The organism is Acidaminococcus sp. CAG:542 (assembly GCF_000437815.1).
Classification (GTDB): Bacteria; Bacillota; Negativicutes; order Acidaminococcales; family Acidaminococcaceae; genus Acidaminococcus.
Genome location: NZ_FR902050.1, coordinates 10,389 through 25,386 on the forward strand (window position 1 = coordinate 10,389; position 14,998 = coordinate 25,386).

Consider the following 14,998-nt stretch of genomic DNA (forward strand, 5'->3'; position numbering starts at 1 on the left):
CAAGCCCCTGTATGAGGCCGCAGCCCTGAAACCCGGGGACAAGGTGTACTGGAATCAGAAGGGCAAGGCCTGCATCCTGGCGGTGATCGGGAAGGAACCGGTCCATGAGGGGCTGAAAATCGTAGGCTCCCACATCGATTCTCCCCGGCTGGACCTGAAAGGGAACCCGGTCCACGAACAGGACGGGGTGGTGTACTTCCGGACCCATTACTATGGGGGCATCAAAAAGTATCAGTGGCCCTGTATCCCTCTGGCCCTGGTGGGGGTGATCCACACCAAAGAAGGGAAGAAAATCGAAGTGAACATCGGCATGGACGAAAAGGATCCGGTGTTCTACATTACGGACCTTTTGATCCACATGGCCCAGGACCAGATGAAGAAGACCCTGGCGGAAGGGGTCACCGGGGAACAGCTCCAGGCGGTGATCGGCACCCATACGGACAAGGACAAAAAGGTGAAGGACGCCCTGATGGACCTGTTGAAGGAAACCTATGGGGTGGAGGAAGAGGACTTCACCACAGCGGAACTGGAACTGGTGCCCGCCCTGAAAAGCCGGGATGTGGGCTTTGACCGGTCCCTCATTGCCGGGTACGGCCAGGACGACCGGGTGTGCTCCTACGCCAACCTGGAAGCCATCCTGGACGCCCGGGCCGGGAAAAAGACCCAGGCGGCCCTGTTTGCGGACAAGGAAGAGATCGGGTCCTACGGGAACACCGGCATGCAGTCCTCCTATTTCGCCAAGTTCGTCATGAAGCTGCTGGCCCTGCAGAACCGGGGCACCCTGCTGGACTTCTACGAGACCATGGAAAACAGCGAAATGCTCTCCGGGGACGTGAACAGCTGCCTGGATCCCATGTTCCCGGAAGTGACGGAAAAGGACAACTCGGCCCTGTTGGGCTACGGGGTGGCCCTTACCAAATACACCGGGGCCCGGGGCAAGGGCGGCAGCAACGACGCCAACAGCGAGTTCATCCAGAAAATCCGGACCATTTTCAACGAAGCCGGGGTGGCCTGGCAGATCGGGGAACTGGGGAAAGTGGACCAGGGCGGGGGCGGCACCATTGCCTACATGCTGGCGGACTGGGGCTGCGAAGTGGTGGACTGCGGCACCGCCATGCTCAGCATGCATTCCCCCTACGACCTGCTGAGCAAAGCCGATGCCTACGAAACCTACCGAGCGTACAAGGCGTTTTTTGAGAGCAAGTGAGGTGCGGCTGCTCTGGCAGCAGCACCGTCAGCGGTCAGCAGACGAAGGAAAGGACCTGGATTTTTGTCCAGGTCCTTTTTGCATGGACTGTTGAAGCAGGTCCGGGCCATTTCCAGCATCAAGATCCACTATGTGCGGCAGAAATACCAGCGGGGCCTGGGGGACGCCATCCTCTGCGCCAAGGATTTCATCGACGGGGAACCCTTCGGTGTGATCCTGGGGGATGATGTGGTGTACAACGGCAGCGGGGAACCAGCCCTGAAGCAGCTCATGGACCAGTATGACAAGACCGGGGGCACGGTGATCGGCTGCCAGGTGGTAAAGCCGGAACAGGTGTCCGCCTACGGGATCATCGACGGGGAGGAAACCGACGACCACAACCTGCTGAAGGTGAAGGACATGGTGGAAAAACCCAGCGTGGAAGAGGCTCCCAGCCGGTTTGCCGCCCTGGGACGGTACGTGATCACCCCGGATGTGTTCGATGTACTGGAACAGACCCGGCCCGGGAAGGGCGGGGAAATCCAGCTCACCGACGCCCTCCGGGTGATGGCTCACAACGAAAGCGTCTATGCCTACAATTTCGAAGGGAAACGGTACGACACCGGTGACAAGCTGGGCTACCTGAAAGCCACCGTGGAATTCGCCCTGCGGAGACAGGACCTGGGCCCGGCGTTCAAGGCCTATCTGAAGGAACTGGCGGAGAAAATGGAATAGGGCTGTCATAGGAAAACCGCAGGCCACGGAAGGGCGTGCCTTTGGCGCGCCCCTTCCCTTTTCCCCACCCATATGGTATACTATACCCATCAAATGTACTTTGTAAAATAACAGTTAAGGGGATGAATATCATGACGGAACGGAATTTTTATCAGGCGGTGGCTCATCGGCGGACCAATTATGCCCTGGGGCGGAACATCCCGGTGAGCGAGGACACCATCATCGACACGGTGGAAAAGGTGACCCGGGAGGTGCCTTCGGCCTTCAACATGCAGAGCGGCCGGGTGATCGTGGCCCTGGGGAAGTACCATGACAAGGTGTGGGACATTGTGATGGAAACCCTGCGGAAAATCGTGCCGGCGGAGAAATTCGCTCCTACGGAAGCCAAGGTGAAGGGGTTTGCCGCTGCCTATGGCACCCTGCTGTATTTTGAGGAAACGGACACGGTGAAAAAGCTCCAGGAACAGTTTCCGGGATACGCGGCCAACTTCCCGGTATGGGCCAGCCAGGGGAACGGGATGCTCCAGTTCGCCCTGTGGACGGCTCTCACGGACCTGGGGCTGGGGGTGAATATCCAGCACTACAACCCGATCATCGACGATGCCATCAAGGCGGCCTTCGAAGTGCCGGACAGCTGGACCCTGGTGGCCCAGATGCCCTTCGGGGAACCCACCGCTGATCCCAAACCCATCGAGAAACTGGATGTGAAGGAACGGGTGTGGGTGAAGAAGTAAGAGCAGCAACTCGGTCAACGGCCAAAGGAAAGAACCCGCCTTTTGGGGGCGGGTTCTTTTTTATGGAAGGAACCCCCAGGGCGGGTTCCTGGAAATACAGGAAAACCGCAGGCCACGGAAGGGCGTGCCTGCGGCGCGCCCCTACGGCGTCAGGGTCGGAGGGTAGGGAAACAACGGGGTTCATCGAAGGGTTGTCTGGCGGGGACCGGGGAATTGATCACAACGGTCAGGGAAACGGATTCCCCGACAATCCCGTTCCCAGGATCATCGTGATGAACTTTTGACCCCAACGACGTAGGGGCTTGCCGCAGGCGAGCCCGTCCCGGCCGCTGCCCCTTTACCGTTAACCGTTGCCGCTGACCGAACAAAGTGCTACAATAAATATGCAATTATTTTGAATTTTATGAGGAGGGGTTTTCATGAAACTGAAAAAACTGGCTTTGCTGCTGACTCTGGGTGCCACCCTTATGGGTGGTACGGTGTTTGCCGCCGGATCCCCGGATTCTCCTTTCAAACCTGATGAACAGGTGTACCACAAAGGCGATCTGTTTACCTTTGACAAACAGGATGTAGCCAAAGGGAAGGGCACTGCCTACGGGAAATTCGCCTTTGCCCGGGACAAGGCCGCCCCGGATTCTGCCATCAAGGAAATCTGCTATCTGACCCTGAAAAAGGGTGCTTCCATCGGCTGCCACAAACACGGTTTCAATGAAGACGCCTATATCATCGTATCCGGGGAAGGGATCTTCACCGACGGCACCGGCAAGGAAACGGTGGTGAAGGCAGGGGATGTGACCATCGCCCGTCCCGGTCAGTCCCACGGCCTGCGGAACGAAAAGAAAGAACCCCTGGTGTTCCTGGACGTAATCGCCCAGAACGACACCTATTTAAAGAACCATCCCGAAGCCGCACCGAAGAAATAAAGACCTGCCGGAGGCAGGCTGGTCGCGGGCCAAGGGTCAATGGCCAAAGGAAAGGACCTGGATTTTTGTCCAGGTCCTTTTTGCATGGAGAAAACCGGCGGCCGGGATGGGCGTGCCTGGGGCCCGCCCCTACGGCGTCAGGGTCGGAGGATGGGGGAACAACGGTTTTCATCGAAGGGTCGCCTGGCTGGGATCGGAGTGGATAACAACGGTCCCGGAAACGGATTCCCCGACAATCCCGTTTCCCGGATTTTCCGTGGTGATCCGCTGACCCCAACGGCGTAGGGGCTTGCCGCAGGCACGCCCGTCCCGGCCGCCCAGAGGGCAAAAACGTTCAAAGCCGGATGCCAGGCATCCGGCTTCCACCGGCCGCTGACCGTTGACAAAAAAGCCACCCTCAGGGGCGGCTTTTTTCACACCTTCACCTTCCCTTCCCACTTTCCCGTCCGGTACTCGTAATAGGAAATGGCCCAGTTGGCGGCCCAGCCTGCCGGTTCTGCCATCCATACCATCTGGATGCCGAACAGGGGGGCCAGGGTTACGGAAATCACCACCCGAAGGGCCAGGTTGGTCAGGTTGGCCAGGGTGAACAGCTTCATGTCCCCGGCTCCCCGGAGCACTCCGTCCACTGCCATTTTGAACCCGATGAGGCTGATGAAGAACCCAACGAACTGCAAAAAGGAGGTGCCGGTGGCCAGGGCGGTGGGGGAGGCTTTGTCCCCCAGGAAGAACCGGATAATGGGTTCGTTCCACCCTTCCAGCACCACCAGGATCACCAGGGCATAGAGGACCACCAGCTTGTTGGCGCTGTGGTACCCTTCGATCACCCGTTCTTTCCGTCCTGCTCCCAGGTTCTGGCCGGTGTAGGGACTCATGGCGTTGCCGATGGCGCTCATGGGCACGGTGCAGCAGTACTGGATCCGCATGGCCGCGGAGAATCCCGCCAGGGCCGCCGCCCCGAAACTGTTCACCACGCTCTGGACCAGCATCATGCCAATGGATACGATGGACTGCTGAAGGATGGAGGGGAGGGCAATGGAGCCCATTTTCCGGAACAGGTCCAGGCTGAAATACCGGGGGGCCTGTCCCAGGGGCCGGATCAGCCGGAGGAACACGCCATAGGAAAGCACCGCCGAGATCCCCTGGGAAATCAGGGTGGCCCAGGCAGCCCCGGCCACCCCCCAGCCCAGGTTCCGGACCATGTAGATATCCAGGCCCACGTTGAGCAGGGAGGAAAAGATCAGGAACACCAGGGGGTACCGGGATTTCCCCAGGGCGTTGAAGGTGGCGGAGATGATATTGTACATAAAGAGGAAGGGCAGCCCCAGAAAATAGATCTGCAGGTACACATCCGCCATGGCAAGGGATTCTGCCGGGGTCTTCAGCCAGGCCATGATCTGCCGGCTGGAAACATACCCGAAAGCCCCCAGCACGGTGCTGAGCACCAGAAAGGCCACAAATGCCGTATAAATGGATTCTTTCATCCGGTCATAGGCATGGGCTCCGAAAAACCGGCTCACCAGCACTGAGGCTCCCAGGCCCCCGCCGATGGCGATGCTGATGAACACGGTGGTCAGGGCATAGGATGCCCCCACTGCCGCCAGGGCCTGTTCGCCCACATACCGCCCTACAATGGCGGAATCCACGGTGTTGTACAGCTGTTGGAAGAAGTTCCCCAGAATCATGGGGAGGGAAAAAACAAAAAGGGCCTTCATGGGCCGGTCCGTAACCAGATAATCCCGTTCCAAAATTGTCACCTCGATTGTTTATGGTACCAGTGTAACGGAGATGGAGGAGGAATGCAAGACGAGAAATGTCCATTCACCACCCGATTTTTCCACTCAGGAAGGAATTTTCCTTTTCGCGGAGAAGGGTCCCTACAGAATCTTTTTGAGGAGGAGAAGCAAATGATGGATCCATGGGAGAAAAAGAAATGGGCGGTGGTGGTGGTGCTGGTGGCCCTTTGTGTGGGCGGCAGCTTTTGGGCCACCCGGGAAACGGTTCCGGAAGCAGCGGAAATACCGTCTGAAAGGCCAAGCGTTACAGTTCCTGCTGATAAACCAAAAACCATTACCATCTACATCAGCGGGGCGGTTAGGGAACCGGGACTGTATCAGGTAAAACCTGGCATCCGGTATCAGGAAGCGTTGGCTGAGGCAGGCGGAGCTACGGAAGAAGCTGACCTGACGAGAGTAAATCTGGCCAAAAAGTGCAAAGATGGAAGTCATGTGAACGTCCCGCTCCTGAAAAAAAGTGCCAGGAAACCGGTACAGACCAGAACCGTTGACCCAACTGGGGGTGAAACCCCAGGTACAGGGACTGTCAATCCTGCAGCAGAAGCCGATTCAGGGCTTCCGCCACCGGCTGCTGCAGGCAGAGTGAACTTGAACCAGGCAGGTGTGGAAGAACTGACCGGACTGCCGGGGATAGGGCCGGCGCTGGCCAGAAGGATTGTGGAATATCGGCGGCAGCAGCCTTTCCGCAGCCCGGAAGATCTTCAGAATGTTTCCGGCATTGGGCCATCCAAATTCCAGCGGCTGCGGGCCCTGGTGGAGGTGTAAGATGGATCCGGTACTGGCAGGCAGCATGGCCTACGTTGCCGGAGTCCGGGTAGGTCTGGACAAATGGCTTCCCGTTTTGGTGTGGGTTACAGGACTGGCCTTTTTGGGAGTTTTCATTGTATTTATCCGCAAAAAAGAACTCCCTGGGGAAGTCTGGATAGGGGTGTGCATGGGCTGTATGTTCTGCGCAGGAGCGTGGCGAAGTGGTATGGAAGAGACCGCAGCAGCCCGGATGACATCTGCCCTGTCCAAGAGAGATACATTTACAGGCAGAATCGTCCCAGGGACAGTCAAAAAAAGCCGACAGGGAAGCATGACTTTTTTAATGGAAGAAAAACGGGGCCGTATCCGGGTCTTTGTCCGAAAGGCTGGTTCCTTCCAACCAGAGTATGGGGTTGTCCAGGCAACAGGTCCTCTCCAACCGATTGATGGATTCTATAATCCGGGAGTTCAGATGCCGGAAGTAGGGGCAGCCATACGGGGAGAAGGGGGCAGACTCCAGGTGAACGGAAGGGACTGCCGGATCCTGTCCCAGAATCTGACATGGACGGACCGGATCTACAAATTGGGCAAAGCCTTGAGGCAGCAGCTGCGCCATTCCATGGCTCCGGAAGACAGTGCCCTGCTGGAAGGAATGATGCTGGGAGGCAGCCAGCAGATTTCGTCTGAGACACTCCGGATGTTCCAACGCTGTGGGCTGAGCCATCTGCTGTCCGTATCCGGCAGTCACGTGGCATTGCTGATGGGGATTCTTGCAGGAGGCGCCCGTTTGTTCCATATTCCCCGGAAGGCCGCCATTCCCTTGATTATGGTGCTGCTATTGGGCTATGGAGTACTTTGCTGGCTGCGGGCATCGGTGTGTCGGGCGGTGCTTCTGGGAATGGGAGTCCTCTTGGGCAGAGCAGGCCGCCGTCGGGCCAGAGGCACGGCCTTCCTGGGACTGGCTGCCATCCTGCTTCTTACCTGGAAGCCCTGGTGGTGCCGGGATCCAGGATTCCAGCTGTCTTTTACGGCAGCCCTTGGCTTAATGACTCTTCGCAGGTCTGTTGCTGAAAAATTGGGTGTTTTTCTGCCCTGCCCCTTGGCACAGGGACTGGCTGTACCCATCAGTGCTCAATTGCTGAGTCTGCCATTTCTGGTGGAACATTTCCATTCGTTGTCTCCGGTTTCTCTGTGGGCCAATTTACTTCTGGTCCCCTTGCTGTCTCTGTGTCTTACAGGAAGTGCTGTTGGCGCGGTCTTGGGATGTATGGGACTGATTGTTCCCGCAAGGCCTATCCTGGCCGGCGTTTCTCAGTTGCTGGGAACGGCTCTTTGGATGGGGAACAGCCTGGCCAGACTGCCGGGTACCCAGCTGGTTACGGGTCAAGTATCCTGGTGGCTGTGGCCACTGTATATTTTGCTGGTTCTGTCTGTATTGGAAATAGGGTGGTTCCAGCCATTCCGGTCCCGTCTGAGAACAGGAACCATAGCCGCTGCTTCTTTGGGACTGGTGACTGTACTGGCTCTGCCCAGGTTCCAATCCCAGCCATTTACGGTATATTTTCTGGATGTAGGGCAGGGGGACTGTGCTGTGGCTGTTACGCCGGAACGGGAAATCATCGTGGTGGATACAGGGGGATTGCCTGGACAGTATGATACGGGAGAACGGATCCTGGTTCCTTTTCTCCGGTGGTTGGGAGCTGATAAAGTGGATCTTCTGATTCTTAGTCACGGGCATCTGGATCATGCCGGGGGAGCAGCAGGCCTTTCTCACTGGTTCCCCATCTCCGCATTGGCCCTCCCTGCCCCCGATCTGACAGGAACTGATGGATTTCCCACCAAAACAGTAGCAAAACTGATATCTTTGGAACAATTTAGACAAAACAGAAAAATTGTATACAAAATGCAAACAAACCAGAAAATATGCAAAAAAAAGAGTATAATACAAATTGTAGAAGCACCCACAGAATATAAGGAAGGAGGGGAGAATGAGAACTCTGGGATTGTCCGGCTGGTTTCCGGTCCTTACAGTGTCCTTTTTACCGGCGATGCTACCGGGGAAGAGGAGCTGAGGGCGGCGGCCCGGGCTGTCCGCAGTGATGTGCTGAAGGTCTCTCACCATGGTTCCCGGTCTTCTTCCTGTCCGGAGTTCCTGGCCGGGGTTTCGCCCCGGCTGGGGGTGATCTCGGCGGGCCGGGGGAACCGGTTCGGCCACCCGCACCGGGAGGTGCTGGAGCGGCTGGACGGGCTTGGCATCCCGGTGGCCCGGACGGACACGGGAGGCGCCATCAAGGTGGTTTTTGACGGCAGGGGTCCTGTATGGTATAGTTATCGCTGGCAACAAGATTTTTTCTAGGAGTGGATCGATGTGAATACAACGGCTGATGTATTTCTGGAAAGTCTGCGGAAAAATCCAGCGTGTCCCCATGTTGTCATCGCCTGGGGAGAGGAGGAGTTCTTTAAGAAAGCCGTGGGCCAGGCGTTCCGCCAGCGGGCTTTTGCCCCGGATGCGGAACCGGCGGTCTGGAATTTCCAAAAGGACTTTGAACTGGAAGCACTGCGGGAAGCCATTAACAGCGTCCCTTTTTTCGGGGGCGGCAACTGGGTGGTCATTGAGGACCCCCGGATGCTGGGCGAAAAGGAAAAGAAGGAACGGAAGCCGGCAGGGAAGGGCAGGAAGAAAACGGCCACGCCTTTGGAGCAGTTCACGGAACTGCTGAAGGATGTGCCGGAGTATTCTTACGTCTATTGCCTGTGCACCAAGCTGGACAAAAGGCAGTCTTTTTACAAGACCATGAGCCGGGAGGCGGCGGTGGTGGAATGTGCCCCTGTCCGTGCCTACCAGCTCCAGCCCTGGCTGCGGAGCCAGGCGGAGGCCTATGGAGCCCGGTTCGCTCCGGATGCCATGAATCTGATCCAGGAATACGTATCGGCGGCGGAAACGGTGCCCCTGCTGTTTTTGCAGCAGGAAATCGCCAAGATCGCCCTGTACGCAGGGGACCGGAAGATCTGGCAGAAGGAGGATGTGGCCCGGATGTTCTCGCAATTGCCGGAAATCTCCGGCTTTGCTCTGGGGAATGCGGTGGAAGAAAGGAAGCTGGATAAGGTGCTGACTCTCTTGAAAGAGGAACGGACCACCAGCGGCAGCGAAGGGATCACGGGGATCGTATCCCGGCTCTTTGCTTCTTTGCGGCGGCTTCTCCAGGTGAAGGAACTGATGGCAAAAGGTGCTCGACAGGACGCGATTGCATCCACTCTGAAGATACACCCTTATGCGGTGAAGCTGGCCATGCAGCACAGCAATTATTTTACGAATGAATCCTTACAGACTTGCATGGTCGGACTGGCACAGCTGATGGGGGAGTCCCGGCAGGGGGGACGCAGCTGGTCGCGGCTTGAGGAAGTGTTGGTTACCCTTGTAGGAAAAAACAGAACTTAAAGGAGGAACGTAATAAATGTTTGCCTTGAATTCTTACCAAACTTTGGCTGTAGGTATCTTACTTTATTATTTGGGTAAATTTCTCAAACAGAAAATCAAATTTCTCCAAACCTATTGTATCCCCAACCCGGTTATCGGCGGTGTGCTGTTCGCTCTGATCAACCTGGCTCTGTTCGAAGCGGGCACCGGTGCCATCAAACTGGATACGGTGCAGCAGAGCTTCTTCATGAACATGTTCTTCACCAGCGTAGGGTTCAGCGCCAGCTATGCCCTGCTGAAAAAAGGCGGCCGTGACGTACTGATCCTGACCATCGTGTGCGCCATCCTGATCACCTTCCAGAACATCATCGGTGTGGGCGTGGCCAAGGCCACCGGCCTGCATCCGCTGCTGGGCCTGTGCGCCGGCTCCATTCCTCTGGTTGGCGGCCATGGGACTTCCGGGGCTTTCGGTCCCATGCTGGAAGGCATCGGCGTTGAACGGGCCACCACTGTGGCCATCGCCATGGCTACTTTCGGTCTGATCTCCGGGTCCCTGATGGGCGGCCCTGTGGCTCACCGTCTGCTGGAAAAATTCCATCTCCACAGCACCAAGGAAGATATGGAAGGGGCCAACGAAAAGGCCCAGAGCATGGAAGAAAATGCCACGCTGGCCATGACTCCGGAAAACTTCATGCTGGCCACCGGTGAAATCCTGGTTGCCATGGGTATCGGGACCATCGTCAGCAAGTTCTTCACCAGTGTTGGCCTGACTTTCCCTGGATACATCGGCTCCATGATCGTGGCAGCTGTGATCCGGAACATCTCTGACCACGCAGAAGGGCTGCCTGTTCCCATGCAGGAAATCGGCACCGTAGGGGATGTTGGTCTGAACATCTTCCTGTCCCTGGCCATGATGAGCCTGCGGATCTGGGAACTGTTCGACATCGCCGGCCCTCTGGCCATCATCGCTGTGGCACAGGTTGTGTTCATGGCTCTCTACACCACCTTCGTGGTATTCAACGCCATGGGCAAGGACTACGATGCGGCTGTTGAAGTTTCCGCCGTGTGCGGCTTTGGTATGGGCGCAACCCCCAACGCCATGGCCAACATGAGTGCCATCACTGCCAACTATGGTCCGGCTCCCCGGGCATTCTTCGCGGTACCGCTGGTAGGGGCCATGTTCATCGACTTCTGCAACTCCGGTATCCTGATGGTGTTCATCAATATGTTTAAATAAGATACGGAAGAAAAAAGGGGCTGTTGCATGTGCAACAGTCCCTTTTTAGTCGGAAGTCGGAAGCTTCAGGATAGGACCTGGCCGGATGAGCCAGGTCCTTTTGATTGTATAAAACTGGAGGCCAGGGAAGGGCGTGCCTTTGGCGCGCCCCTACGGCGTCAGGGTCGGAGGGTGGGGAAACAACGGGTTTCATCGAAGGGTCGCCTGGCTGGGATCGGGGTGGATCCCAACGGTCAGGGAAACGGATCCGCCCACAACCCCGTTCCCAGGATTACCGCAGTGATCCCTTGACCCCAATGCTGTAGGGGCTTGCCGAAGGCGAGCCCGTCCCGGCCGCCCAGAGGGCCATAGGTTCAAAGCCGGATGCCGGGCATCCGGCCACCACCGGCCCCTGACAGGGACTTCTCCTGTCAGCCGGGTCTTTCCGTCCACAGATTCCACAGGGGCATCAGATACAGGTAGCAGGCCAGGGGAATGGAGGCGGCGGGAGCTCCGGCGGATTCCAGCACCACCGCGCAGGCAATGGACCAGGGCACCAGGGGGGCCAGGAGGACGGCGGTGTCTTCCAGGGTCAGGGCGGCCTTTTCCGGGGTCCAGGGCAGTTTCCGGCACAGCTGGTGGGTCAGGAGGATGGTGAAGGACTGGTTGCAGGCAATCAGGGAGGTGAACAGGGCGGTGAGGGTGGCGGCGGTCTGGCAGCCCCATTTCCGGGCCCAGCCCAGGCAGCGTTCCTGGAGCCCGTCCAGGAGGCCGGTGCCTTTGAAGATCCCGGCATAGGAGGAGGAAAGGCACACAATGGCCCCCACCTGGACCATGGACAGGATGCCGCCTCCATCGGTCAGGGAGGCCAGGGAGGGATCGGGAACATGGTAGCCCCAGACCAGCACCTGGAGCAGGGCGGCCGGAGACATGTGCTGGACCAGCAGGCTGAGCAGGGAAGCCAGCAGGATACTTACGGCCAGGTTGGTCTTGACCGGCACCTGCAGCAGGCTCAGCACCAGGATGCTCAGGGCAGGGAGCAGCAGCAGGGGGGTGAAGGTGTACAGACTGGCCAGGGCGGCGGCAGGGGCCGCAGTCTGTCCCTGGTGCCGGGACAGGAACCCCAGGGACAGGTAGAACAGGCTGGAGAGGACAAAGGGCACCAGGGTGGAACGGGCCATGTTCCGCAGGTTCCGGTACAGGTTGGTACCGGTAAGGACGGCCACCAGCAGGGCACTGGTGGAAACGGGACTCATCCGGTCTCCGAAATACACCCCGGACAGGATGGCTCCCCCGGTAAACAGGGGCGGGATCCCCAGGCTGATGCCGATTTTCATGGTGATCACCCCCATGGTGGCGGCGGTGCCGAAGCTGGTGCCCAGCAAAAAGGAAATGTTGCAGTTGAGCCAGAAGGCCAGGAGCAGGAAAAGCGCCGGATGGATCAGCTGGCCGGCGGCGGTGACCAGGTAGGCAATGGTGCCGGCGGACCGCCACACCCCGGTGAGGAGGCCGATGAGCAGGAACACCAGGAAAATGGTCCGGACCCCCAGGACCCCCTCCCAGGCCATGGTGAGCACCTGAGGGAGGCTGTGGCCCTGATGGAGGCCGTAGCCGGCAAACAGCAGGAAGCCCAGGACCAGGGCACCCAGCAGGGGACCCTGGAACAGGACGAATGCCAGAAGGATGAGACAGAACAGCAGCAGGACGCGGTTTTCCATAAGAAGGGCTCCTTTCGCAACCTTGGATACCTGCAGTGTACCAGTTTTCATCATCGTATACAAACTGTTAATAAAAGTATATAATACAGGTAAAAGACGATAATACGAAAGGAGAGAGTTCCATGAATTTCAACACCATCCGGTATTTCCTGATGACGGCCCAGGAGGCCAGTTTTTCCCGGGCGGCGGACCGGCTGTACATTACCCAGCAGACTCTCAGCGGCCAGATCGCGGCGCTGGAAAAGGAGCTGGGGTGCCGGCTGTTTGTCCGGAAGGTGCCCCTGCAGCTGACCTACGGAGGGGAGGTGTTCCTGGAGTATGCCCGGCGGTTCCAGGGGGAATACCGGTCCCTGGGCCAGGCTTTCCAGGACATCAATCACCGGGACCGGGGCCGGCTGAAAGTGGGAATCGCCTATACCCGAGGTCATATCCTGCTGCCCAGGGTGCTGGGGGAATTCCAGGCCCGGTATCCTCTGATGGAAGTGGAGATCCGGGAGGACAGCAACGCGGAACTGCTCCGGCAGCTGGAGGAAGGGGGGACGGACCTGGTGGTGGCCTATTTCCCTGAAGCTATCCCCGGGATCCGGACCCGGGTGATCCAGCAGGAGGAAATCCGGCTGCTGGCAGACCGGAAGCTGCTGGAGCGGCAGTATGGGGCAGGGACGGACCAGGTGATCCGGAAGCTGCAGGAAACCCGGGATGCCCGGGTGCTCCAGGCCTGTCCTTTCCTCCGGACTGACGAGGCGGACCTGGCAGGGTATCTGGTGGCCCGGTACCTGAAGGGCCTGAAGTTCCAGCCCCGGCAGAAGGTGAAGTCCCACAACCTGGAGCTGCTGCTGGAAATGTGCGTGGCCGGGGCAGGGGTGTGTTTTTCTCCGGATTACCTGGTGGAAGGGTTCCTGAAGCCGGACCAGCGGAAGGATCTGGTGGAGGTGCCCCTGGGGAAGGAAATGAGTTATCCCATCTGTTTCGGATGGAAAGAAGAGGGCCGCACCTGGAGCATGGTGGAAAAGTTCATGGAATGTGCGGAAAAAGTCCGGGAGCCAGTCTCCAGGCTCTAGTCTCTAGCCGATGGAAGGAACCCGCAAGGCGGGTTCCTGGGAATATAGGAAAATAGCAGGCCAGGGAAGGGCGTGCCTGGTGCGCGCCCCTACGGCGTCAGGGTCGGAGGGGGGAAAACAACGGGTTTCATCGAAGGGTCGCCTGGCTGGGATCGGGGTGGATCTCAACGGTCAGGGAAACGGATCCTTTGACAACCCCGTTCCCAGGATCGCCGCAGTGATCCCCTGACCCCAACGCTGTAGGGGCTTGCCGAAGGCGAGCCCATCCCGGCCGCCCAGAGGGCCATAGGTTCAAAGCCGGATGCCCGGCATCCGGCCACCATCGGCCGCTGACCGCTGACAGGGCTGCTGCAGCGCAGCAGCCCCTACTTCCTCAGCCTCCGCTCCTCTTCCAGATCCAGGTTGGGCTGGGTGAAGCCTCTGCCGAACACGTTGTTGGCGTCCTGGATGGTTACGAAGGCCATAGGGTCCACTTCTTTGATGATGGTTTCCAGGTGGGCCAGCTGGGTGAGCTTCACCACCACCAGGATCACCTGGAGGGGCCGGCGGGTGTAGCCCCCTTCTCCGTGGAGGATGGTGACCCCCCGGTTCACTTCGTCCATGATCCGCCGGCTGATCTCTTCCGCGTGGGTGGACACGATGATCACCTGTTTCTTGTAGTCGAAGCCCACCATGAACAGGTTGGTGGCCTTGAAGGTGATGAAGAACAGCACCAGGCTGTAGAGCACCGGGGTGAGCCCCAGGAACACCACGGCGGCCAGCATGACGCAGCAGTCGAAGAGAAAGTTGGTGGTGCTTACGGAAATGTTGTAGTATTTTTTGGTAAGGAAGCCCAGGATGTCCACCCCGCCGGTGGAGGCTTCGGACCGGTACACCAGGGCCCCGCCCAGGCCGCCCAGGGCGCCCCCGGCCATGCAGCACAGGAGCTTGTCCGGGATGTTCACGTAGGCCTGGACAAAGGCGGTGCCGTCCAGGGCCAGGGAGAACAGCACGGTGCCGATGACGCTGTCGATGAAGAACTGGCGGCTCATGTATTTCCAGGCTATGTAGAACAGGGGGATGTTGAAGATCAGGCTGGTGATCCCCGGGGGCCAGCCGGTCAGGTAGTACAGGATGATGGATACCCCGGAGATGCCGCCGGACAGGAAATGGTGCTGGACGAAGAAGGCGTTGATGGAAAGGGCCATCAGCAGGCATCCCAGGGCAGTGATGCAGTAGCGGATGATGTTTTTTTTCAATGGCAGGACCTCCTTTGGGGGCTGGCAGGGCAGCCCCGGTGTATGGGGAAAAGCGGCAGGGCCGCTTTGCAGTTGGAAGGAACCCGCAAGGCGGGTTCCTGGAAATATAGGAAAACCGGCGGCCGGGAAGGGCGTGCCTGCGGCGCGCCCCTACGGCGTCAGGGTCGGAGGGTGGGGAAACAACGGGTTTCATCGAAGGGTCGCCTGGCTGGGATCGGGGTGGATC

11 protein-coding genes and 1 pseudogene are annotated in these 14,998 nt (G+C 58.6%); 9 read left to right on the plus strand and 3 right to left on the minus strand.

Going from position 1 to position 14,998, the window contains the following annotated elements; genetic code table 11:
* The 4 genes and pseudogenes from QVO43_RS03580 to QVO43_RS03595 form a co-directional block, all read left to right on the plus strand.
* Window positions 1-1,207: aminopeptidase (locus tag QVO43_RS03580; RefSeq protein ID WP_288174456.1), on the plus strand; the 1,207-nt coding region annotated here is incomplete at its 5' end.
* An 87-nt stretch (window positions 1,208-1,294) separates the two neighbouring features.
* A pseudogene (locus tag QVO43_RS03585) lies at window positions 1,295-1,921 on the plus strand (UTP--glucose-1-phosphate uridylyltransferase); the annotation flags it as partial.
* 131 nt (window positions 1,922-2,052) lie between these two features.
* The gene (locus tag QVO43_RS03590) at window positions 2,053-2,655 is read left to right on the plus strand and encodes a nitroreductase family protein (RefSeq protein WP_022487224.1); all 603 of its coding nucleotides are present in this window, start codon (window positions 2,053-2,055) and stop codon (window positions 2,653-2,655) included.
* 467 nt (window positions 2,656-3,122) lie between these two features.
* Complete coding sequence (locus QVO43_RS03595) at window positions 3,123-3,578, plus strand: cupin domain-containing protein (protein ID WP_347567389.1); 456 nt, start codon at window positions 3,123-3,125, stop codon at window positions 3,576-3,578.
* A gap of 413 nt (window positions 3,579-3,991) precedes the next feature.
* On the opposite strand, the gene QVO43_RS03600 is transcribed toward QVO43_RS03595, so the two are convergent.
* Entirely contained in the window at window positions 3,992-5,335 is a 1,344-nt protein-coding gene (locus tag QVO43_RS03600) for an MATE family efflux transporter (RefSeq protein WP_369678673.1), read from the minus strand.
* A gap of 42 nt (window positions 5,336-5,377) precedes the next feature.
* Here QVO43_RS03600 and QVO43_RS03605 point away from each other — a divergent pair, with 42 nt between their 5' ends.
* The 4 genes from QVO43_RS03605 (at window position 5,378) to gltS (ending at window position 10,776) form a co-directional block, all read left to right on the plus strand.
* Window positions 5,378-6,139, plus strand: coding sequence for a ComEA family DNA-binding protein (locus QVO43_RS03605; protein WP_022487227.1), 762 nt, complete (start codon window positions 5,378-5,380; stop codon window positions 6,137-6,139).
* A 454-nt stretch (window positions 6,140-6,593) separates the two neighbouring features.
* On the plus strand, window positions 6,594-8,477 hold the full coding sequence (locus tag QVO43_RS10120; RefSeq protein ID WP_369678674.1) for a DNA internalization-related competence protein ComEC/Rec2: 1,884 nt from the start codon (window positions 6,594-6,596) through the stop codon (window positions 8,475-8,477).
* 12 nt (window positions 8,478-8,489) lie between these two features.
* Window positions 8,490-9,560 carry a DNA polymerase III subunit delta gene (holA, locus tag QVO43_RS03610; protein WP_022487229.1) on the plus strand — a complete coding sequence of 357 codons (1,071 nt, stop codon included), beginning with the start codon at window positions 8,490-8,492 and terminating at the stop codon, window positions 9,558-9,560.
* 16 nt (window positions 9,561-9,576) lie between these two features.
* Window positions 9,577-10,776, plus strand: coding sequence for a sodium/glutamate symporter (gltS, locus tag QVO43_RS03615; RefSeq protein WP_022487230.1), 1,200 nt, complete (start codon window positions 9,577-9,579; stop codon window positions 10,774-10,776).
* Window positions 10,777-11,186: 410 nt separating this feature from the next.
* Here the strand turns inward: gltS and QVO43_RS03620 are convergent, their stop codons facing one another.
* Window positions 11,187-12,473, minus strand: a complete 1,287-nt coding sequence (locus tag QVO43_RS03620; RefSeq protein WP_022487231.1) for a Na+/H+ antiporter NhaC family protein — start codon at window positions 12,471-12,473, stop codon at window positions 11,187-11,189.
* A 122-nt stretch (window positions 12,474-12,595) separates the two neighbouring features.
* Between QVO43_RS03620 and QVO43_RS03625 the strand changes: the two genes are divergently transcribed.
* Entirely contained in the window at window positions 12,596-13,534 is a 939-nt protein-coding gene (locus tag QVO43_RS03625) for a LysR family transcriptional regulator (RefSeq protein ID WP_022487232.1), read from the plus strand.
* 365 nt (window positions 13,535-13,899) lie between these two features.
* Here the strand turns inward: QVO43_RS03625 and QVO43_RS03630 are convergent, their stop codons facing one another.
* A complete protein-coding gene (locus QVO43_RS03630; RefSeq protein ID WP_022487233.1) occupies window positions 13,900-14,772 on the minus strand; it encodes a YitT family protein in 873 nt (290 codons plus the stop codon).
* Window positions 14,773-14,998: the final 226 nt, after the last annotated feature.

Coding starts and splice junctions, on each gene's coding strand:
- QVO43_RS03590 (WP_022487224.1), top strand. CDS start 2,053: ATGACGGAACGGAATTTTTATCAGGCGGTGGCTCATCGGCGGACCAAT.
- QVO43_RS03595 (WP_347567389.1), top strand. CDS start 3,123: ATGGGTGGTACGGTGTTTGCCGCCGGATCCCCGGATTCTCCTTTCAAA.
- QVO43_RS03605 (WP_022487227.1), top strand. CDS start 5,378: ATGCAAGACGAGAAATGTCCATTCACCACCCGATTTTTCCACTCAGGA.
- QVO43_RS10120 (WP_369678674.1), top strand. CDS start 6,594: ATGCCGGAAGTAGGGGCAGCCATACGGGGAGAAGGGGGCAGACTCCAG.
- gltS (WP_022487230.1), top strand. CDS start 9,577: ATGTTTGCCTTGAATTCTTACCAAACTTTGGCTGTAGGTATCTTACTT.
- QVO43_RS03620 (WP_022487231.1), bottom strand. CDS start 12,473: ATGGAAAACCGCGTCCTGCTGCTGTTCTGTCTCATCCTTCTGGCATTC.
- QVO43_RS03625 (WP_022487232.1), top strand. CDS start 12,596: ATGAATTTCAACACCATCCGGTATTTCCTGATGACGGCCCAGGAGGCC.